The sequence below is a fragment of the Pseudomonas sp. MD195_PC81_125 genome, from assembly GCF_014060985.1.
Classification (GTDB): Bacteria; Pseudomonadota; Gammaproteobacteria; order Pseudomonadales; family Pseudomonadaceae; genus Aquipseudomonas; species Aquipseudomonas parakoreensis.
Genome location: NZ_JABULD010000397.1, coordinates 1 through 20,533 on the forward strand (window position 1 = coordinate 1; position 20,533 = coordinate 20,533).

The window sequence follows — 20,533 nt, forward strand, 5'->3', positions numbered from 1 at the left end:
CGTGGTTCATGGATTGATATATATATATTTATCGCAAACCGAAGACACATCTTTCAACTGGAAGTACAACTTGCAATGTCGTTATTATTCGTCTTGTTGTCTTTCTGTTATTCAATATTTTAAAAGGAATTAAACGTGTCTTACTTTAATCATCGCGGCATCTTTTTGCAGAAACTTTGGTCCGACTCCGGTTGATCCGGATGAAGTACTGGTGTCCATGCAGTTTGCGCAGAAGCAATCTGGCTGGGACGCAGAAAACGCCGTGCCGACCGACTCTCTGCTGGATTCGCGGATCATCATTGCGTCGTCCTATGACGGTGGCGAAACGTTCGATGTAAGCAATGAAAAAGATGTCGATGGGGATGGTGATATTGATGCAGATGATAAAGCCAAGTTGCTGGCGCTGGCCAAGGCTTATGTCAGTATCATGAATCCATAATCTGGTCAGGCGTCAGCTTAGTTGTGATCTGAATAAAAAGCCCTGCCCGTATTTAATACGGGCAGGGCTTTTTTTAGTTGCTGCGGGTTACCTGACCAAGATCATCAGCCGAGGTGGTGGTCATGTCGCTGGTGCGTAGATGACGGACCTCGTCTGCGCTCACCGGTGCGCCTTTGTTGCCCCAACTGCCACGGATAAAACTCACCACGTCCGCCACTTCCTGATCCGACAAGCGCCAGGCGAAGCCCGGCATGGTGAAGGTCGATGGCGCGGTGTGGGTGGCCGGCAGGGTGCCGCCCTTGAGCACGATATGGATCAGCGAGGTCGGGTCTTCCGATTGCAGCACCGGATTGCCCGCCAGCGCCGGGAACACCCGGGTGTAGCCGTGGCCGTCGGTACGGTGGCAGGCCGCGCAGTTGTCGATGTACACCGCTGCGCCGCGTTGACTGTCGTCGCCGTTCCACAGGGCTTTGGCGGCTTTCTCGTCGTACTGGTGCGGCTGATCGTTCGGATCAACTGCCGGCAGTGACTTGAGGTAGCGGGCAATGGCGGTCAGGTCGGCGTCGGTCATGTATTGCATGCTGTGAGTCACCACATCGCTCATGCCGCCGAACACTGCACTGCGGTCGCTGCGTCCGGTCTTGAGGAACTGCACCAGCTGCGCTTCGCTCCAGCTGCCCAAGCCATCCTTGTGATCACCGCGCAGACTTTTGGCGATCCAGCCTTCCAGCGGCGCACTGCCGGCGAGGAAGCTCTTGCCATCTGCCGCGCTCAGGGATTTCTCCTGCATGGTCAGGGCTCGTGGCGTATGGCAGGCGCCGCAATGGCCGAGGCCTTCGACCAGATAGGCGCCGCGGTCGATCACCGGGTCGTCCGAAGTGGCCTTGTAGTCCTCGACTTTCGGCGCAAACAGCCAGCGCCAGCCCATCAGCGGCCAGCGCATGCTCAGCGGCCATGGGATGTCGCTGGCCTTGTTCTCCTGCGCCACCGGTTCAACGCCGTGCATGAAGTAGGCGTACAGCGCCTGCATGTCGGTTTCGCTGACCCGGGCGTAGGACGGATACGGCATCGCCGGGTACAACGTACTACCGTTTTTGGCGACGCCGTGGCGCACCGCTTGGTCGAAGTTCTCGAAGCTGTAATCACCGACGCCGGTTTTGTCCGGGGTGATGTTGGTCGAGTAGATCGTGCCGATCGGCGTTTCCATCGGCAGGCCGCCGGCGAACGGTTTGCCGCCCTTGGCGGTGTGGCAGGCCACGCAGTCACCGGCGCGGGCGAGGTATTCGCCTTGTTTGATCAACGCCTGATCGACGTCGGCGGCGTGCACGGCAGCACTGCCGAGCAGGGCCAGGGTGGCGATAACGAGATTGTTCATGGTCATCGCTCCTTAAGCCTGAACCAGCGGGCCGGGGTTTTTCAGGTACTGCTCGCGGATCGCCTTGGCCGACCAGTAGGTCAACGCCGCCACCAATCCGGTCGGGTTGTAACCCAGTCCTTGCGGGAACGCCGACGCGCCTGGCACAAACACGTTGTGCACGTCCCAGCTCTGCAGGTAACGGTTCAGGGCGCTCTTTTTCGGATCGGTGCCCATGATTGCGCCACCGTTGAGGTGGGTGGTCTGGTAGGCCGCAGTGTTGAAATGATCACCGACCTGCTTGCCGATCACCGCAATGGCTTTCGGGCCCATGGCTTGGGCGACCTTGCCCATTTTCTCGACCATGAAGCGGTTCATCTTGATGTCGTTTTCCTGCCAGTCGAAGGTCATCCGCAGCAGCGGCAAACCGTAGGCATCGCGGTACACCGGATCCAGATCGAGGTAGTTGCCTCTGTAGGACTGGTGCGCGCCGTGGGCGTCCATCGATACCTGGTGGGTGTAGTAATCGGCGGTCGCGCGTTTCCACTGGCTACCCCAGGCCGGCGTGCCGGGCGGGTTCGAGGTGCCGGCAATCGGCCGGCTGCCGGCCTGGTTGACCCACATTGGCGAGCCACCGACGAAGCCGTGCGGGCCGTGGTCGAAGTTGTCGGCGTTGAAGTCATCCAGCGCCACACCGTTGCCGCCCGCCCCGATGAAGTTGTTGGTGTGGGTGTCCTTGTCGAAGAACGCCTTGATGGTCGCCATGTTCTGGTAGGCGAAGTTACGCCCGACCACGCCTTCGCCGCTGATCGGGTCGTACGGTTTGCCGATGCCCGAGAGCAGCATCAGGCGCACGTTGTGCAGCTGGAAAGCGCCGAGGATCACCAGATCCGCCGGCTGCTCGATCTCGCGGCCCTGGCCATCGATGTAAGTCACGCCGGTGGCCTTGGACTTGGTGCTGTCGAGATTGACCCGCAGCACACGCGAGTTGGGCCGCAGTTCGAAATTCGGCAGCGGCTTGAGCGCCGGCAGAATGTTCACGTTCGGCGACGCCTTGGAATACATGTAGCACACGTAACCGCTGCAGAATCCGCAGAAATTGCACGGGCCCATCTGTGCGCCGTAGGGATTGGTGTATGGGCCTGAAGTATTCGCCGATGGCAGGTTGTAGGGTTTGTAACCGACCTCTGTCGCCGCTTTGCCGAACAGTTGTGCGGAAACGGTGTTCTTCTGCGCTTCCAGCGGGAACGGATTGGAGCGATCCGGTGCGTAAGGGTTGCCGCCCTTGCCCTGTCCGACCAGTTGACCTTTCACGGTCCAGGCCTGGCCCGAGGTGCCGAAGACTTTCTCGGCGAAATCGAAAAACGGTTCCAGCTCTTCATAGCTGACGCCGAAGTCCTGGATGGTCATGTCCTTGGGGATGAAGCGTTTGCCGTAGCGTTCTTCGTAATGGCTGCGCATACGCAGTTCGATCGGATCGACGCGAAAATGCACGCCCGACCAGTGCAAACCGGCGCCGCCGACGCCATTACCCGGCAGGAACGCGCCCAACTGGCGGTTCGGCAGGGCGATATCGTTGACGCTATGGCGGATGGTGACGGTTTCTTTCGAGATGTCCTGAAAGAGTTTTTTTGCGCACGCTGTAGGTGAGTTCGTCGATCACCTGCGGATAGTTGCCGTCAGGGTAGGTGTCCTGCATCGGCCCGCGCTCCAGCGCCAGCACGTTGAGCCCGGCTTCGGTCAGCTCCCTGGCCATGATCGCGCCAGTCCAGCCAAAACCGACGATCACCGCGTCGACCTTCTTCATTACGGTTGCCATGCTCAAGCCCTCTCGCCGCGAATCGAAACTGCCGGGAAGGGGTACTGCTCGTTGCGTTCCACCCAATCCATGAAATCGGCGCGGGCGCCGGGGAAGCCGATCATGGTCCAGCCGACCATGCCTTTATTGCCGCCGTGGATCGGGTCGCAGAAGAACCCTTCCTTGGTGTTTTGCAGCAGCAGGCTGAAGAAAATCTTCGCTGGAACCGCATCGAACTGCGGTTTTCCCGCTTCGAGTTGCTTGAGCAAATCGTCTCGGGTAGCGCTGTCTTGCTCGGCAAATGTTTTACCGTTGAGGGATTTTGCCCACTGGTCCGTGGCAGCGATGCCCAGGCGATAGATCTCTTTGGGCACCAGTTTGCTCTGCCAGCCCATCTCCGGCGCAGCGTCGGCGTTGAACGGACCCTGCATGTACCACAGGGCACCCGCGGCGTACGGGGTGTTCATCTGGCGGTCGATGTATTCCGGCACACCGGCTTCCAGGGCACCCGGGCCTTGCTCGTCATTGGGGATCAATTGCGCCACGGCGGCGTTGATGAAGGCCCATTCCTCGGCGGTGAAATAGCTCGGCTGATAAGCGCTGGCGTCAGCCTGGGCCGGTGTTGCTGCGGGCGTCTTCGAGGTGGCTTCAGGGGCAGCTTGCAACACGCTGCTGCCCAAGCCGGTGCCGGCGAGGGTGACCACGGGAATCAGGGTCAGGGATTTGCGCAAAAACTCACGCCGCGGGTTGTCTCGATCTGCATCAGACATGGGGTGCACCTCATCAGGCATTGATGGTTGTCCGTTTCTGCGAACGGCTTGAGCATTTTTTCGTCGCGGCGCGCGGCCCGTTTGACCGGGAAAAAGGGGACGCCTGCAACATCGTGTGACAAATGGTAGCAGGCTAATCATCGGGATGAACCGATTCAGTGGGAAAAAGCCTCGGTTTTTTACCCGGCGCTGAATGAAATCGCCCGGATTCACAATTCTTTGACAAGAGCCTCACAGGGCTTTGACCGTCAGACGTGGAAGCTGCGAGGCCTTTCATTGATGAATTCCGATTACGGTCAGCCCAGCATGTCTCGAGTGCGTCTTTTTCCTGTTTTGTGTTTGTCGCTTGTCGCTCTGCTGCACTTGATGCCGGCCCAGGCTGATGCCGCTGTCACATCGCGCCCGCCGGAGTGGGCGCAACCGGTGGAAGTGCAGTACAACCTGTTCCAGATGTCGCCAACGCTGTACCGCAGTGCCTTGCCGGATGGCGGCGCGGTGCCGTTGCTGAAAAATCTCAAAGTGGCGACGGTGATCAACTTCCTGCCGGAAGCCGACAGCAATTGGCTGTCCGAGCCGGGCATCAATCAAGTGCAACTGCCTTATCGCACCAACCACGTCGATGACGCCGATGTGCTCAAGACGCTGCGCGCGATTCAGGCTGCCGAAGCCAACGGCCCGGTGCTGATGCACTGCAAACACGGTTCCGACCGCACCGGCCTGATGGCGGCGATGTACCGAATCGTGGTGCAGGGCTGGAGCAAGGAAGACGCGCTGAATGAAATGACGCAGGGCGGTTTTGGTGAAAGCGGCCATTTCAAGGATGGCGTGCGCTACGTGATGCAGGCCGATGTCGACAAACTGCGCACCGCGCTGGCTAACGGCGACTGCAGCACCAGTGCCTTTGCCACTTGCTCGATGAAGAGCTGGTTCCAGTCAGTCAACCTCAAGTAAGCCGCACCCTCCACGGCATTGCACCGTGGAGGGTTATTTGCCGGCTCAGTCTTCGGACTTTTTCTTCAGCTTCGGATTCGGAAAGAACTGCACGGCCTGGACCGTCTTGTCCGGCGCCGGCTTAAGCGCGCTGGTATTGACCCGCGTGCCCAGTTCCTTGGGAACCGACAGCCCTTGCTCGTTCAGCGTATCCGAGTAACCGCAGGCCACGCACTCGCGGTGCGGCACGCTGTCCTCGTTCCACATCATCAGTTTGTCCGGCTCGCTGCACGCCGGGCAGACAGCCCCGGCGATAAAGCGCTTCTTGGTAATCACAGGTGCCTCACTCATGCTGCTGCGTCCTCACTCAGGCCGCTATGGCGCAAGAGTGCGTCAATCGATGGCTCACGGCCACGGAAGTCGACGAACAGCACCATTGGGGCCTGCGAACCGCCACGCGCCAGAATCGCTTCGCGGAAGGCGCGACCGGTGTCGGCGTTGAGCACGCCATCCTCTTCGAATTTGGAGAAGGCATCCGCCGACAGCACTTCCGCCCACTTGTAGCTGTAATAGCCCGCCGCGTACCCGCCGGCGAAGATGTGCGCGAAGCTGTTGGGGAAGCGGTTGTACGCCGGTGGACGCATCACCGACACCTCGTCGCGCACGCCTTCCAGCACTTGCGCCACGCTGCGGCCGTCACCATGGGTAGCGTGCAGTTCGAAGTCGAACAGCGAGAATTCCAGCTGCCGCACCATCATCAGGCCGGACTGGAAGTTCTTCGCTGCGAGCATTTTCTCCAGCAGGTCTTGCGGCAGCGGCTCGCCGGTTTCGTAGTGACCGGAAATCAGCGCCAGGCCTTCCGGTTCCCAGCACCAGTTTTCCATGAACTGGCTCGGCAGCTCGACCGCATCCCACGCCACGCCGTTGATCCCGGAAACACCGGCGTGATCAACTCGGGTCAGCAGGTGATGCAGGCCGTGGCCGAATTCGTGGAACAGGGTGGTCACTTCATCGTGGGTCAGCAGCGCAGGCTTGCCGCTGTCGGCCGGGGTGAAGTTGCACACCAGGTTGGCCACCGGGCTTTGCAGCACGCCGTCGACGGTGCGGCGACGGTCGCGGGCGCCGTCCATCCACGCGCCGCCACGCTTGTTGGCGCGGGCGTAGAGGTCGAAGAAGAAGCGCCCGACGTGCTGGCCGTTTTCCTTGATTTCGAACAGGCGAACATCCGGGTGCCAGGTGTCGAAGCCTTTCAGTTCAGCGATCTCGATGCCGTACAGACGCTGAACGATGGCGAACAGGCCGCCGAGGACTTTGTCGATCGGGAAATAGGCGCGCAGGGTTTCCTGAGCGACGCTGTAGCGCTGCTCGCGGAGTTTTTCCCCGTAGAAACCGCTGTCCCAGCTCTGCAGATCGGCGCAGCCCTGTTCGGCGGCGAAGGCGCGCAGCTGCTGCAGATCCTGCGCGGCAAACGGTTTGCTGCGCTTGGCCAGGTCGCGCAGGAAGCTCAGCACCTGATCGCTGGACTCGGCCATTTTCGTGGCCAGGCTCAGCTCGGAGAAGCTGGCGAAGCCCAAGAGTTTTGCCAGTTCCTGACGCAGGTCGAGGATCTCTTCCATCACCGGGCCGTTGTCGTTCTGCCCGGCGTTCGGGCCTTGATCCGACGCACGGGTGCAGTAGGCAGCGTAGACTTCTTCCCGCAGGCACGATCCTGGGCGTAGGTCATCACCGCGTAGTAGCTCGGGAACTCCAGGGTGATCAGCCAGCCATCAAGGCCTTTGGCCTGGGCGGCAGCGGCCATTTGCGCCTTGGCCGAGTCGGTCAGGCCGGCGAGGGCGGCTTCGTCGGTGATGTGCTTGGTCCAGGCTTGCGTGGCGTCGAGCAACTGGTTGGAGAAGCGGCTGCCCAGCTCGGACAGTTTGCTCTGCACTTCGGCGTAACGCTTCTGTTCGGCTTCCGGCAGGTCGATACCCGACAAACGGAAATCGCGCAGGGCATGTTCCAGAATGGTTTTTTGCGCCACGTCGAAATTGGCGGCTTCCGGGCTGTTGGCCAGCGCTTCATAAGCCTGGAACAGCTCGCGGTTCTGCCCCATCTCGGTGGAGTAGGCGCTCAGGGCCGGCAGGCACGACTCGTAGGCCTCGCGCAGTTCAGCGCTGTTGCACACGGCGTTGAGGTGGCTGACCGGGCTCCAGGCAGCGCCGAGGCGATCGTTGAGTTCGTCCATTGCCAATACCAGGCCGGCCCAGGTCGGGTTCTCGACTTGAGTCTTGAGGATTTCGGCGATGGCGGCGCGGTTGTCGGCCAGGATCGTTTCAATGGCTGGCAGCACGTGTTCGGCACGGATCGTGGAGAACGGCGGCAGGTCGTAGGACTGCAGAAGAGGGTTGTTCACGCTCACGGTTGGCACCTTGGCTGGGAGAAACATGCGCCCATCTTAATTACAATCGGCACTCACCGCAGCTATCGGCGACAGAGAGAGAAATTATCGTGTCCGTTCGCAAGTACCAGAATCACACCCCGCAGCTCGGTAAAGGCGCGTTTGTCGACGCCTGCGCGGTGGTGATCGGCGACGTCGAAATCGGCGAAGACAGCTCCGTGTGGCCGCTGACCGTGATCCGAGGCGACATGCACTGCATCCGCATCGGTGCGCGCACCAGCGTGCAGGACGGTTGCGTGTTGCACATCACCCACGCCGGGCCATTCAACCCGGACGGTTTTCCGCTGCTGATCGGCGATGACGTGACCATCGCCCACAAGGTCATGCTGCATGGCTGCAGCGTTGGCAGCCGCGTATTGATCGGCATGGGCAGCATTGTCATGGACGGCGCGCAGGTCGAGGATGACGTGATCATCGGCGCCGGCAGCCTGGTACCACCGGGCAAGCGCCTGGAAAGTGGTTTCCTGTACGTGGGCAGCCCGGTGAAACAGGTCCGTCCGCTGACCGACAAGGAACGCGCCTTCTTCACCTACAGCGCGGCGAACTACGTGAAGCTCAAGGACCTGCATCTGGCCGAAGGCTACGACCGGCCCTGAATCGACCTACACCTGCTCAGGATTTCTCATGCATTACCAGACCGTACTGTTCGACCTCGATGGCACCCTGACCGACCCGCGAGAGGGCATCACCCGATCCATCCAGTTCGCTTTGAGCAAGCTCGGCATCGACGAGCCGGACCTGAGCAAACTTGAACACTTCATCGGCCCGCCGCTGTTGCAGGCGTTCATGCAGTTCTATGGCTTCGACGAGGCCAAGGCCTGGGAGGCGGTGAATTTCTATCGCGAGCGCTTCAAGGTCACCGGCCTGTACGAGAACCGTGTGTTCGACGGCGTCACGCCGCTGCTGGAAACCCTGAGCGGCCAAGGGCGACAGCTGTATATCGCGACGTCCAAACCGTGGGAGTTCGCCCGGGAAATCGCCCGGCACTTCGACTTCGCCAAACACTTCAAGGTGATCTACGGCAGTGAGCTGGATGGCACGCGGACCAACAAGGTCGAGCTGATTGCGCACCTGATCGCTGAGGAAGGGCTGGATCCGCGCAACACGCTGATGATCGGCGATCGCAAGCATGATCTGATCGGCGCGCGCAGCAACGGCGTGGACGCGGCGGCGGTGGGGTATGGGTTTGGCAGTTTTGAAGAGTTGAGTGCCGAGGCGCCGGCTTATCACTTTGAGACGTTGGCCGAGTTGCATCAGGCGTTTTTGCGGCGTTGATCATAGCGCCATCGCTGGCAAGCCAGCGATGAGGCCGGATCAGCCGACATCAGTTCAAGATCCGGCCAAAGTTTTCAAGGCCGCTTTACGCTCCGCGACAGGTAACCCGCCTAGCTTCTCGACCTCAACATAAAACCGCACCCAATCCCCGCCAACCTGCCTGAACAGCGCCGCAAACGCCGGCACCCACTGGTCATACAGCCCAAACGGCAACAACCGCGCATTGTTCAGCGGCAGATTCACCCAAGCGTCATAACGCTTGTCCCCAGCCCACTGGTTGTCGCGCATGACCCGGTAATCGCGGCGAAACTGCTCGAACGTCGCCGCTTTGCGTTCGCGCATCTGCTCGGCCGGTAGCGGCTGAGCGTAGAGCTTTTCCAGGCGTGAGCGTGTTTCCAGCACCAGCTCAATGAACTGATCACGCTGCTTTAGCCGCGAGTCGGTATCCGCAGGCAGGCCACGAAACGCCCGCCACTGGCGGGTGCCTTCCTGCTCGACAAACGTGGCAAAGGACTCGTTGAACTCGGTGTCGTCCTTCACGTAGAAGCGCTGATGCGCCAGTTCGTGAAAGATCAGCGTGGCCAGGCGCTCATCGCCCCAGCCCATCATCGAATTGAGGATCGGGTCATTGAACCAGCCGAGGGTCGAATAGGCCTCGACGCCGCCAATCGACACATCCATGCCTTGCAGACGCTGGATCGCCGCTTCGCCGCGCGCGGCGCTCTGGCTGTAGTAGCCGCGATAGGCCACGCAACCGGCGATCGGGAAGCAATGGTTCTGCGGCTTCAGGGAAAACTCCGGGGTGGCGAACACGTTCCACACCACATAGGGCCGGCCAATGTCAGCGTACAGCCGATAGCTCTGGTTGTCCGGCAGGTGCAGCTGTTCGCTGGCAAAGTCCCGGGCCTTCTGTGACTGGCTCAGGTGCGTGCGCAGCTTGGCGTCGCGGCTCGGGTCGGCGATCACCTTGGCCACTGGCTCGCGCGCGCGCAGCAACTGCAATTGGCCGCTCGCCAACTGGCTGTAATAGCTGACGCTGGAACAACCGTTGAGCAACAAAAACATCACACCCGGAAACAAAATCCGCAAAACGCGATCAAGTAACCCATGGCTTGGAAGCGGCCTGCTCAAAATAAAAATCCTTTGGAAAGTCTGCCCGCAAGACTATCCCGCCATTTGGAGCTTCGCTATGCGCATGTTGTTGCTGACAGGAGGCCTGCTGACGCTGGCCGGATGTGCCGGATTCGGAATGCCCGACCCTGATCCCTCGCAAGCCTGGATCGATCTCGATGCCCGGCAACAGGACACCGCGCTGCAAGCGCTGCAGGTCGATAGCCGGGCCACGGTCGACAAACGTTATTTCGAAGTGCAGCCCGGCAGCCACGAATTGAAGGTGCGCTACCAATTCCCGGTCGAAGCCACCAACATTGGCCCCGACGCCGAGCCTCTGTGGCGCGACTGCCAGTTGAAGCTGACATTCAAGGAATTCAACGCCGGACAGCGTTATCAATTGCAAGCTGGCAGCATCGGTTTCCGGCCATGGGCGAAGCTCTATGACGAGCAGCACAATGTGGTCGGCCAAGGTACGCCGGCAGGCTGTCAGCGCACGTGATCAGCGCTATGCTGGAGGTCCGAATCCTTGGACATCCATCATGCGCAAGTTGATGTTGTTGCTCGCAGTCGGCGCTATTGCCGGCTGCCAGACGCCACTGCCACCGGTCGATCCGCAAATGGCCTGGGTCGATTTCTCAACCCCGACCCCGGGCGGCAAATTGCTGATGGCCGAGCGCCTGGACAATCAACGGCTGACCGATGGGCGTTTCTTTCAGGTCACGCCTGGTAGCCACGAGCTGCGTGTGCGGTTTGACTTCGAGGTGTTTGGAGGCGGCGGTGCGCTAATGACTGGCCCGGTCGAGCGCCTGTGCTACCTGTACATCCGCTACGACCATTTCGAAGCCGGCCAGCGTTATCTGCTGGAAGGTCGTTCGCTAGGGTTCACCCCGAGTGCCCGACTGTACAACGCCAAACGCGAAATCGTCGCCGAGGATCGCGACTACAACTGCATTAACTGAGACGACTCAGCTGTCGTTCTTCTGATAGATGATCGCCTTGCTGCCGTTCTCACATGAACCGACCACCATGGCGATGTCATGTTTTGCGGCTTCTTCCTTGCTGACGATTTCCAGTGTGTAGGACGGCACTGCTTTAGCCTGAATCTTTATTTCGATCTCTTTCCTGAGTTCTTCGCAGTCTTTCGGTGCCGCAAAAACCGAAGTGGCCAGTGCACTGCAGAGGATCGCCAAGCCAATACGTTTCATATCCTGAAGCTCCATGGGGCAGCGCGCACGGGCGTGCGCTGAAGCTGCTGTCACTTATTCGACCATATTCTTGCAGCGCAGGTTCTGATGTCGCTCACATCTTCAGCAATTGCGGTGCTATTCAAATCGCCTTCGCGGGCAAGCCCGCTCCCACAGGTCAGGGGCCGACCCAAATCCTGTGGGAGCGGGCTTGCCCGCGAAGGCGTCAGTGCCAGCAACGCCTTTGTCGAAGCCTGCGCAAATCAGCTGACCAGCGAAGCCTCAAGGGTAATCTTCGCATTCAATACCTTGGACACCGGGCACCCTTCCTTGGCCTTGGTGCTCAGTTCTTCAAACTGCGCCTGAGTCGCCCCCGGGATTTTCGCCTTGAGAATCAGTTTGACTGCAGTGATGGCAAAGCCGCCATCCACTTGGTCCAGTGTGACCTCTGCCTGAGTATCGATGCTCTCGGCCTTCAGACCCGCATCACCGAGAATCATTGAAAACGCCATGGAAAAACAGCCGGCATGGGCGGCGCCGATCAGTTCTTCCGGGTTCGTACCTTTGCCGCCCTCGAAGCGGGCCTTGAAGCCGTAAGGCGCTTCTCTGAGGACGCCGGTCTCGGTAGAGATCGAGCCGATGCCGGTTTTCAGATCGCCTGCCCAATGTGCGGATGCTTTCTTCACGATAGCCATGTCTGCCTCCTCAAGAACTGGCGCGGAACGCCGCGCCGTCGTGGTTTTTGCTTGCAAGGCTTCTGAGGATAGACGCCGGGACAAAGTTCAGCTCAGGTGAATCGTTGACTTTTTTAGTAGGATTTTTCTCTCAGCTATTGAAACTCGGGTATATGCCCTCATTGCACAGAACACGCTTATGAATTCGGCAGGTTTTCGTTCGCAAGAAAAAACCTGCACCCCACTCGGAGACGCAGGTTTATGAAGCAACTGTCCGACGTAAAGTTTTCCACCCTCGATCTGGTGCCGGTGCGCGAGACCGGTAGCCCGGCGCAATCGCTGCGCAACTCGCTGGACCTGGCGCAGCACGTCGAGAAATTCGGCTACACCCGCTTCTGGGTGGCCGAGCACCACAACATGGACGGCATCGCCAGCTCCGCCACCTCGGTGCTGTTGGGATATCTGGCCGGGGGGGACTTCGACGATTCGCGTCGGCTCTGGCGGAGTAATGCTGCCCAACCACGCACCGCTGGTGATCGCCGAGCAGTTCGGCACGCTTGAAAGCCTGTACCCGGGACGCATCGATCTGGGGCTGGGCCGCGCGCCCGGCTCCGATCAGATGACGGCCCGCGCTCTGCGCCGCGAACGCTCCGGCAGTGCCGACGATTTCCCGGAAGACGTTGCCGAGCTGGCGCGCTTCCTCGGCCCGCGCACGCCGGATCAGCGGGTGATCGCGATGCCCGGCACCGGCACCCATGTGCCGATCTGGCTGCTCGGCTCCAGCCTGTTCAGTGCGCAACTGGCCGGTGAGCGCGGCTTGCCTTACGCCTTCGCCTCGCACTTCGCTCCACGTTTCATGCATGAGGCGATTCGCGTCTATCGCAACCACTTCAAGCCTTCGGCGGTGCTCGATAAACCGTACGTGATGCTCGGGGTGCCGCTGGTGGCGGCGGATACCGATGAGCAGGCCGATTATCTGGCGACCTCGGTGTACCAGCGAATCCTCGCGCTGATGCGTGGGCAGAGTCTGGTGCAACGTCCACCGGTGAAAACCATGGACGGCCTGTGGCTGCCCCATGAGCGCGAGGCGGTGGGGGATTTCCTCGGCCTGGCGATGGTCGGCAGCCCGCAGAAGATTCGCGCGAAACTGGAAGTGCTGGTCGAGCAGACCCAGGCCGACGAGCTGATTTTCACTTGCGATCTCTATGAACACGCCGATCGCGTACGTTCCTACGAACTGCTGGCGCAGGTCATGAAAGGATAACGCGGACTACTGTAGGAGCTGTCGAGTGAAACGAGGCTGCGATCTTTTGATCTGATTTTTCAAAGCCACGATCAAAAGATCGCAGCGTGCCGCAGCTCCTGCATGTAAATCATCGCCCACAAAAAAGCCGACGCCTTCGCGTCGGCTTTTGCATTTCAGGCGCAATCAACCGCGTTTGTAGACGATTTCCTTGGCGCCCCCTTCACAGGTGCCGACGACTTTGCCGTCAGCGGCCGCACCCTTGTCGACGACTTCCAGCGAATACCCGGAAACGTGCTTGGCATCCAGCTTCGCCGCGATCTCGCTTTTCAACTCTTCACAAGGCTTGCCAGCAGCCAACGCGCCACCCGCAAGGCTCAACAAACCTACTGCCAATATGAACTTCTTCATCGGTCGCACTCCCTGGTCGGATTAAAAGAGGCGGGCACCGGCTATGCCGATGCGCTCACCTTGTAGCGCTTTGCCATTCCTATGGCACTCGGCCAGCGCGCAAGTTCAGAAGCGTAGCCCAAACTCAGCTGCTGGCAATGCGAAAGCCCACTTTGAGGGTTACCTGGAAATGCGCAGCCTTGCCGTCCTTGATGTGGCCACGCGTCTCGACCACTTCAAACCACTCCAGATGCTTGATGCTCTTGTTGGCTTCGGCCAGCGCGTTGTTGATGGCGTCTTCGATGCTGCTGGTGGACGAGCCGACCAGCTCGACTTTCTTGTAGGTGTGATGGTCACTCATGGCGATCTCCTTGACGTGTGGATTTGAGACTAGCAGTGAATCTGCACTGTTGATTTCGGCGGCTCGATGCAAGCGAAGTTCAGATTTTCTGCACTTTCTCAAACTGCTGAAGTCCCAACCAACACACGCCACTCATCACCAATGCAGGAGAGCCACCATGGCCAACACCTCTTTACGTAAAGCCTCGTTGCAAAGCATGGAAGCCGAGATCGAGAGTCTGCTCAAATCGTTGGAAAGCCTCAAAGACGACGCTTCGGACGAGTCGCGCAAGACGCTCAAGGCACTCAAGAGCAACGCTGAAAGCGCGCTGAAACATTCGCGCAGCCTGCTCAGCGACGCCTATGAAGAAGTCAAAGTGAAAACCCGCGAGACCGGCATCGCCACCCGCGATTACGCTCAGGAACATCCTTGGACCACTGCTGGTGTGGCCGTCGGTGCGATCGGTCTGCTGGCCGCTTACCTGCTGTTCAAGCGCGGCGAGTGATCCGTCTGGCGCAGCTCGTTCTTGAGCCACTGCGCCAGTTGCCGGGCGCGCCCGTCTGCGGCGCGCTTGGGTAGCCACAACGCCAGTTGCGCCGGGGTTTCGCAGAAGCCCCACGGTGCAACCAGGCGACCGGCCTTCAGGTCTTCGGCCACCAGCGGCTCGGGCGCGATTGCCACGCCGAGTCCGGCCACTGCGGCTTCCAGCAGATAATACAAATGCTCAAAACCTTGCCCCAACTTCAACGCCTTGGCGTCGAGGTGATTTTGCTGTGCCCAGCTCGGCCAGGCTTGCGGACGCGATGTGGTGTGCAGCAGCGGCTCGCTGAGCAAGGCTGACGCCGGCGCTGCCTGCAGGCGTTGATGACCGCTGAACAGCGGGCTCAGCACCGGGCCGATGCGTTCTGCGGCCAGTTCGTAGACCTGCATGTCTGCCGGCCATGGTGGCTCGGCGAAGAGCAGCAAGGCATCGAGACCCGGGCGCCGTGGATCGAGATCACCTTCGCCAGCCGACAGGTGCAGACGCAAGTCCGGCAGGTCGGCATTCAGCCGGCCCAGGCGTGGAATGAACCAGCGCGCCAACAGGCTTCCCGAGCAGCCGAGCACGAACGGCGCGTCAGCGGTGCTCTGCGTCAGCTCGGCACACACACTGCGCAAGCGATCAAAGGCCTCGCCGCTGGCATCGCGCAGACGAGCTCCGGCATCTGTGAGTTTCAAGCCGCGACCATCCTTGACGAACAGGCTCACGCCCAGATGCGCTTCAAGCACTTTGAGCTGCCGGCTGACTGCGCCATGAGTAACGTGCAGCTGTTCGGCCGCCTGACTGACGCTGTTCAGTCGGGCGGTGGCTTCGAATGCGCGCAAGGCGTTCAGCGGAGGAAGGTCATGGCTCATGGTATCTGTGAGTTTTCCTGACAGGATGTGGCGATCTTATCGGTTTTCAGTCTGGAAGGTCAGGGGTAGAGTGGCGTCATTGTCTTATGACCCGAATTCACCTGGAGCACATCATGACCCAGACTTCGAACACCTCCAACCTGCGCAGCGGCCCTGACGATAACGGCCTGTTCGGCGCGTTCGGCGGCCGCTACGTGGCGGAAACCCTGATGCCGTTGATCCTCGATCTGGCCCGTGAATACGAAGCGGCCAAGGAAGATCCAGCGTTTAAAGAAGAGCTGGCCTACTTCCAGCGTGATTATGTCGGGCGTCCGAGCCCGCTGTATTTCGCCGAGCGTCTGACCGAGTTCTGCGGTGGTGCGAAGATTTACCTCAAGCGCGAAGAGCTGAACCACACCGGCGCGCACAAGATCAACAACTGCATCGGCCAGATTCTGCTGGCGCGGCGCATGGGCAAGAAACGCATCATCGCCGAGACCGGTGCCGGCATGCACGGCGTGGCGACCGCTACCGTGGCCGCACGTTTCGGTCTGGATTGCGTGATCTACATGGGCACCACTGACATCGAGCGGCAGCAGGCCAACGTGTTCCGCATGAAGCTGCTGGGCGCCGAAGTGATCCCGGTGGTCGCCGGCACCGGCACCCTGAAAGACGCGATGAACGAAGCGCTGCGTGATTGGGTGACCAACGTTGACAGCACCTTCTACCTGATCGGCACCGTGGCCGGCCCGCACCCGTACCCAGCCATGGTGCGCGACTTCCAGGCCGTGATCGGCAAGGAAACCCGCGAGCAGCTGCAAGCCCAGGAAGGTCGTCTGCCGGACAGCCTGGTGGCGTGCATTGGCGGCGGTTCCAACGCCATGGGCCTGTTCCACCCGTTCCTCGACGACCAGAGCGTCGAGATCATCGGCGTCGAAGCTGCCGGTTACGGCATCGAGACCGGCAAGCACGCGGCCAGTCTGAACGGCGGCGTGCCGGGTGTGCTACACGGCAACCGTACCTTCCTGCTGCAGGACGACGATGGTCAGATCATCGACGCCCACTCGATTTCCGCCGGTCTCGATTATCCGGGCATTGGCCCTGAGCACGCCTGGTTGCATGACATCGGCCGCGTTCAGTACACCTCGGTCACCGACGACGAAGCCCTCGCTGCGTTCCATCAGTGCTGCCGCCTCGAAGGCATCATCCCGGCACTGGAAAGCGCGCATGCGCTGGCTGAAGTGTTCAAACGCGCACCGAAACTGCCGAAGGATCACCTGATGGTGGTCAACCTGTCCGGCCGTGGCGACAAAGACATGCAGACCGTCATGCATCACATGGAACAGTCCAAGCAGGAGAAACACTGATGAGCCGCCTGCAAACCCGTTTTGCCGACCTCAAGCAACAGAATCGCGCCGCGCTGGTGACCTTCGTCACCGCCGGTGATCCGGACTACGACACCTCGCTGGCGATCCTCAAAGGCCTGCCCGGCGCTGGCGCCGACGTGATCGAGCTGGGCATGCCGTTCACTGACCCGATGGCCGACGGCCCGGCGATTCAACTGGCGAACATCCGTGCCTTGGGCGCCAGGCAGAATCTGGCGAAAACCCTGCAGATGGTGCGTGAGTTCCGCGAAGGCAACAGCGACACGCCGCTGGTACTGATGGGCTACTTCAACCCGATCCACATGTATGGCGTTGAACGTTTCATCGCTGATGCCAAGGAAGCGGGCGTCGACGGTCTGATCGTGGTCGACATGCCGCCAGAGCACAATAATGAACTGTGCGACCCGGCACAGGCTGCCGGTCTGGACTTCATCCGCCTGACCACCCCGACCACGGACGATGCGCGTCTGCCGAAAGTGCTCAATGGCAGCTCGGGCTTCGTTTACTACGTGTCGGTGGCCGGTGTGACCGGTGCCGGTGCCGCAACTCTGGAGCATGTCGAAGAAGCGGTGGCTCGCCTGCGTCGACACACTGATCTGCCGATCAGCATCGGCTTCGGTATCCGTACTCCGGAGCAGGCGGCGTCCATCGCCCGCCTGGCGGACGGTGTGGTGGTGGGCTCGGCACTGATCGATCACATCGCCAATGCGACCACGCCGGCGCAGGCGGTCGATGGTGTGCTGGGTCTGTGCAAGGCGCTGTCCGAAGGCGTGCGTCAGGCCCGCGTCAGTTGAAGGTAAAGTTCCTGATACAGAGGAATTAGCACCTCGCAACACAGCCTAATTGAGCAAGACCGAGGGATTCAGAACCACGTTCTGAATCCCTTTTTTGCTGTTGGTGCCGTGAGGAAAGACCCGATGAAAATGCCGAAACGTCTGATTGCCGGACTGGGCGTGCTGATGCTCAGCGCGACGCCGCTGCTGGCCAGCGCCGATCCACGCGATGATCATGACCACGGCGGCCCGCAACCGGGCCACTACGATAACCGTGGTGACGATCACCGTGGCCCGCAGAACGATCACCGTGGTGGCCCGCCACACGACTTCGGCCCGGTGCGGCAGACCATTCGCGACAACCACGGCTACTTCGTACGTGGCGCACCGCCACCTCCGGGCATTCATCTGGAACGCGGCCGACCGTTGCCGCACGGTTACTATGGCGAGCGGCTGGACGGGCGGGCGCTGAGCCGTCTGCCGGTGTATCCGGGTTATGAGTGGCGCCGGGCCGGTGGGGGACATTGTGCTGATCGCGGTAGGTACCGGGATCGTTTACGAAATTCTGGACGGTGTTTTGTACTGATTTACAGGCAGTAAAAAGATCGCAGCCTGCGGCAGCTCCTACATTTATCTCTGTAGGAGCTGCGCAGGCTGCGATCTTTTGCTTTTAAGGCAACTCCAGCCCGCCGGATGCCTTGTGCAATTTACGCAGATGCTCGCCGATCTGCTTCACGTTGGCTTCACTGGCGGCAATCTCGGCCGCTCGCTTGGGCTCCAGCAACTTGCGCACTTCCTTGTCCAGATCACCGCTCAGCGCCAGCAGTTGCTTCTGGCGCTGGCTGCTTTCGTCCTGCAGGCGCTTGAACTCGCTCGGTTGCGGCAAACCGTAACCGCGGCTGTCGAGCAGTTCCGCCGGACGACTGAGGAAGCCACTGTTGGCGAGAATTTCCTGCAGGGTTGCGTTGGCCTTGTCCATGCCACCGTTCTCCAGCTCCCGGGCACCGAGGTAGCGTTGCTTGACCTCATCCTGGGCCAGCAGCAACTGGCGGCGATAACTCGCCTGTTCCAGCAGCAACAACGCTGCACTGGTGCGCAGGTCTGCGCGCTCGAACCACTGCCGGCGTTCTTCGGCAGACAGCGATAGCCAGTCCTCGACGGTGGTCTGTTTGATCGGCAACTGCTTCTTCAAGACATCGAACATCGCCTGATAGCGATCGCGGAACGAATCGAAGCGATAACCCAGGCGCAGAGCTTCCTTGGGATTGTCGAGCACGCTGGTGTCGGCCAGGCCACGGCCTTTGAGCACTTCAAGCAAACCGTTGGGCATGATGCTGTCCAGGCCAATCAGTTGCTTGTTATTGCTGCCGCTGCGCAACAGCTTGAGGCTTTCCACGGCGCAGTTGTTGGACAGGAAGAAGTAGTTGCCGTCGTAACTCCAGTGCATCTCGGCGGCGTGTTCGACCACCTCTTCAATTTCCTTGCGCGACAGGTTCAGCGGTACCGAAGCGAGGCTGCGCAGTTCGGTCTTGGTGTATTCGTCGATGACCTGGGCGAGTGGCAGCACGAATAGCCGTGACGGGTACTTGCCGACCAGTCCGTCCCAGCTCGACAGCTGCACGTCACCGACAAAGGCGCGGTACGACAACACCAGATGCTGGTCGAGGTCGAGCCGGCAATCCGGGCCCCGTGGTCGTCCCGGCGCACAGATCACCAGGCGCAGCATGCTGTGGCCCCAGCGGCTGACCCAATTCTGGTTGGCTTCGGCCAGCAAGTAGTCGACGGCATACACCCGCTCCGGATCGACCTGTCCCAGTGGCTGTTTGGCGAAGTCGTTGCCGGCATTCAGGAAGGCGAAGGTGTTGCTGCAGGTGTCCCTGGCCGGTGGTGCCCAGCCGAAGCGCTCCTTGTAGTAGCGATAGAGCGCAGGACGTCGGCAGGCGTAGCTCGGGTCGAGGAGGAAATACTCCATGTTGACCGCGACAAACTCTTTCGGACTGGAAATCTCGTACAGATCCGGGCTTCGGGCCACCTGGCGGTTGTGCTGTTCACGCTCGCCGCGCCGCCCGACGTACTGTTGCCAGCCCGGCGAGGTCGAGCAGGCGCGGGTCATCGCTGAGGGTGAAGCGGCGTTCGGTCTGGCCGCGACACTCGTCGGGAATGCCGATCAGGCCGGCGCTGTTGCTGCGGCGAGTGCAGCGTTGGATCAGCGTGCGCTCGGCGGCGGGCCACAGACGCGCGCGGTCATAAATGTGGGTGAGCTCGTGCAACACGGTTGCCAGCAGCTCCTGGCGCACGGTGCCGTGAGGGCGATTGGTCTTTTCTTTGGCCGCGCTGCCGTCGGTGAGGCTGGCGAGCAGTTTGCGGTTCAGGTCGAGTTCGGCAACCAGGGTCGCCTGGCCGTAGGCGTTGCCGGGCATGTCGTCGGACCAGCCGACGTCGATGCGCCGGTCCAGCTGTTCGACGAAGCTGGGCGGCAGCTTCTGCATGGCTTCATCGAGCAGCGCCTGACTGGCCTGTTGCTGGGCGGGGCTCAGACCGTCGGTCTTGAGCCGCAATTGCAGGCTGGCGTGGGCGCTGTTGCCAAGCAGCAACAACGCCCCGGCCAGTAGCCAGGCGCCGAGTGACTTCACAGGGCAAGAATGGCTTCGGCGAGCACCTGATCGCTGGCGTCGCGGGCTTCCGGCACTCGCGTGCGCAAGGTGTTGAGGGCGGCTTCCAGGTGCGCACCACGGATATCGCCGTTGGTGGCAACAAAACTGGCGGCATCGTCGTGGGCTTCGCGGATGATTTTCGAATCGCGAATCGACGTGGTGGTATCGGAGGTGAAATCGATGGTGCGCTGGGAGGCACGAACGATGATGTTACTGGTGGCTACCAGGGTGTGCGCCTGGGCCACGTCGGCCAATACAAACAGGCCAAGGGCGGCAGCAATCAGCGGGCTACGCATGGAACGACTCCGGAGGGCAATGATGACTAGGGATCAGGATAACTATTGGACGAGAATTGCCTGTGCCAGTTCAAGGTCGCTGACATGAAGTTTTGGTCGGGATT

General features: G+C 60.7%; 18 protein-coding genes and 6 pseudogenes. 11 read left to right on the plus strand and 13 right to left on the minus strand.

The window, feature by feature from the left end:
* The first annotated feature begins 135 nt into the window (after positions 1-135).
* Positions 136-439: pseudogene (locus tag HT737_RS16215) on the plus strand (hypothetical protein).
* Positions 440-512: 73 nt separating this feature from the next.
* Here the strand turns inward: HT737_RS16215 and HT737_RS16220 are convergent.
* The 3 genes and pseudogenes from HT737_RS16220 to HT737_RS16230 form a co-directional block, all read right to left on the minus strand.
* Positions 513-1,814, minus strand: coding sequence for a cytochrome c (locus tag HT737_RS16220; RefSeq protein WP_182403266.1), 1,302 nt, complete (start codon positions 1,812-1,814; stop codon positions 513-515).
* Between the two features lie 12 nt (positions 1,815-1,826).
* Positions 1,827-3,612, minus strand: a pseudogene (locus tag HT737_RS16225) (GMC family oxidoreductase).
* Between the two features lie 2 nt (positions 3,613-3,614).
* Complete coding sequence (locus HT737_RS16230) at positions 3,615-4,361, minus strand: gluconate 2-dehydrogenase subunit 3 family protein (RefSeq protein WP_182403268.1); 747 nt, start codon at positions 4,359-4,361, stop codon at positions 3,615-3,617.
* Between the two features lie 306 nt (positions 4,362-4,667).
* Here HT737_RS16230 and HT737_RS16235 point away from each other — a divergent pair, with 306 nt between their 5' ends.
* Positions 4,668-5,312 (plus strand): dual specificity protein phosphatase family protein, encoded by a 645-nt coding sequence (locus HT737_RS16235; RefSeq protein WP_047297512.1) that lies wholly within the window; start codon positions 4,668-4,670, stop codon positions 5,310-5,312.
* Positions 5,313-5,357: 45 nt separating this feature from the next.
* Here HT737_RS16235 and HT737_RS16240 read toward each other — a convergent pair whose 3' ends face one another.
* Both HT737_RS16240 and prlC read right to left on the minus strand, forming a co-directional pair.
* Complete coding sequence (locus tag HT737_RS16240; protein WP_007962808.1) at positions 5,358-5,642, minus strand: YheV family putative zinc ribbon protein; 285 nt, start codon at positions 5,640-5,642, stop codon at positions 5,358-5,360.
* Positions 5,639-7,716, minus strand: a pseudogene (prlC, locus tag HT737_RS16245) (oligopeptidase A). The gene HT737_RS16240 and the pseudogene prlC overlap by 4 nt, the downstream one beginning before the upstream one ends.
* A 62-nt stretch (positions 7,717-7,778) precedes the next feature.
* Here prlC and HT737_RS16250 point away from each other — a divergent pair.
* On the plus strand, positions 7,779-8,324 hold the full coding sequence (locus HT737_RS16250; RefSeq protein WP_182403270.1) for a gamma carbonic anhydrase family protein: 546 nt from the start codon (positions 7,779-7,781) through the stop codon (positions 8,322-8,324).
* Positions 8,325-8,352: 28 nt separating this feature from the next.
* The gene (locus HT737_RS16255; protein ID WP_047297481.1) at positions 8,353-9,003 is read left to right on the plus strand and encodes an HAD family hydrolase; all 651 of its coding nucleotides are present in this window, start codon (positions 8,353-8,355) and stop codon (positions 9,001-9,003) included.
* Between the two features lie 54 nt (positions 9,004-9,057).
* Here the strand turns inward: HT737_RS16255 and HT737_RS16260 are convergent, their stop codons facing one another.
* A complete protein-coding gene (locus HT737_RS16260; RefSeq protein WP_182403272.1) occupies positions 9,058-10,134 on the minus strand; it encodes an aminopeptidase in 1,077 nt (358 codons plus the stop codon).
* Positions 10,135-10,192: 58 nt separating this feature from the next.
* On the opposite strand from HT737_RS16260, the gene HT737_RS16265 reads away from it, so the two are divergent.
* Positions 10,193-10,615, plus strand: a complete 423-nt coding sequence (locus HT737_RS16265) for a hypothetical protein (RefSeq protein ID WP_182403275.1) — start codon at positions 10,193-10,195, stop codon at positions 10,613-10,615.
* A 40-nt stretch (positions 10,616-10,655) separates the two neighbouring features.
* Positions 10,656-11,075, plus strand: a complete 420-nt coding sequence (locus HT737_RS16270; protein WP_047297484.1) for a lipoprotein — start codon at positions 10,656-10,658, stop codon at positions 11,073-11,075.
* A gap of 6 nt (positions 11,076-11,081) precedes the next feature.
* On the opposite strand, the gene HT737_RS16275 is transcribed toward HT737_RS16270, so the two are convergent.
* Together HT737_RS16275 and HT737_RS16280 are read right to left on the minus strand one after the other, a co-directional pair.
* Positions 11,082-11,321 carry a DUF1161 domain-containing protein gene (locus tag HT737_RS16275; RefSeq protein ID WP_047297485.1) on the minus strand — a complete coding sequence of 80 codons (240 nt, stop codon included), beginning with the start codon at positions 11,319-11,321 and terminating at the stop codon, positions 11,082-11,084.
* 242 nt (positions 11,322-11,563) lie between these two features.
* Positions 11,564-11,995, minus strand: coding sequence for an OsmC family protein (locus HT737_RS16280; RefSeq protein WP_041074742.1), 432 nt, complete (start codon positions 11,993-11,995; stop codon positions 11,564-11,566).
* Between the two features lie 240 nt (positions 11,996-12,235).
* Here HT737_RS16280 and HT737_RS16285 point away from each other — a divergent pair.
* Positions 12,236-13,238: pseudogene (locus tag HT737_RS16285) on the plus strand (LLM class flavin-dependent oxidoreductase).
* 165 nt (positions 13,239-13,403) lie between these two features.
* Here HT737_RS16285 and HT737_RS16290 read toward each other — a convergent pair.
* Positions 13,404-13,628 carry a DUF1161 domain-containing protein gene (locus HT737_RS16290; protein WP_047297488.1) on the minus strand — a complete coding sequence of 75 codons (225 nt, stop codon included), beginning with the start codon at positions 13,626-13,628 and terminating at the stop codon, positions 13,404-13,406.
* A gap of 124 nt (positions 13,629-13,752) precedes the next feature.
* A complete protein-coding gene (locus HT737_RS16295) occupies positions 13,753-13,968 on the minus strand; it encodes a dodecin (RefSeq protein WP_027610201.1) in 216 nt (71 codons plus the stop codon).
* Between the two features lie 157 nt (positions 13,969-14,125).
* Here HT737_RS16295 and HT737_RS16300 point away from each other — a divergent pair, with 157 nt between their 5' ends.
* Positions 14,126-14,452 (plus strand): YqjD family protein, encoded by a 327-nt coding sequence (locus tag HT737_RS16300; protein ID WP_003220391.1) that lies wholly within the window; start codon positions 14,126-14,128, stop codon positions 14,450-14,452.
* On the opposite strand, the gene HT737_RS16305 is transcribed toward HT737_RS16300, so the two are convergent.
* On the minus strand, positions 14,425-15,342 hold the full coding sequence (locus tag HT737_RS16305) for a LysR family transcriptional regulator (protein WP_047297489.1): 918 nt from the start codon (positions 15,340-15,342) through the stop codon (positions 14,425-14,427). The genes HT737_RS16300 and HT737_RS16305 overlap by 28 nt on opposite strands.
* A gap of 113 nt (positions 15,343-15,455) precedes the next feature.
* Between HT737_RS16305 and trpB the strand changes: the two genes are divergently transcribed.
* The 3 genes and pseudogenes from trpB (at position 15,456) to HT737_RS16320 (ending at position 18,065) form a co-directional block, all read left to right on the plus strand.
* Positions 15,456-16,688 (plus strand): tryptophan synthase subunit beta, encoded by a 1,233-nt coding sequence (trpB, locus tag HT737_RS16310; protein WP_041074734.1) that lies wholly within the window; start codon positions 15,456-15,458, stop codon positions 16,686-16,688.
* Entirely contained in the window at positions 16,688-17,500 is an 813-nt protein-coding gene (gene trpA, locus HT737_RS16315) for a tryptophan synthase subunit alpha (RefSeq protein ID WP_095667889.1), read from the plus strand. Before trpB ends, trpA begins: the two co-directional genes overlap by 1 nt.
* Positions 17,501-17,623: 123 nt before the next feature.
* Positions 17,624-18,065, plus strand: a pseudogene (locus tag HT737_RS16320) (anti-virulence regulator CigR family protein).
* An 84-nt stretch (positions 18,066-18,149) separates the two neighbouring features.
* Here the strand turns inward: HT737_RS16320 and HT737_RS16325 are convergent.
* Positions 18,150-20,112 (minus strand): annotated as a pseudogene (locus tag HT737_RS16325) (DUF4105 domain-containing protein).
* Positions 20,109-20,429, minus strand: a complete 321-nt coding sequence (locus HT737_RS16330; RefSeq protein WP_041074727.1) for a DUF2388 domain-containing protein — start codon at positions 20,427-20,429, stop codon at positions 20,109-20,111. The pseudogene HT737_RS16325 and the gene HT737_RS16330 overlap by 4 nt, the downstream one beginning before the upstream one ends.
* Between the last annotated feature and the right edge of the window lie 104 nt (positions 20,430-20,533).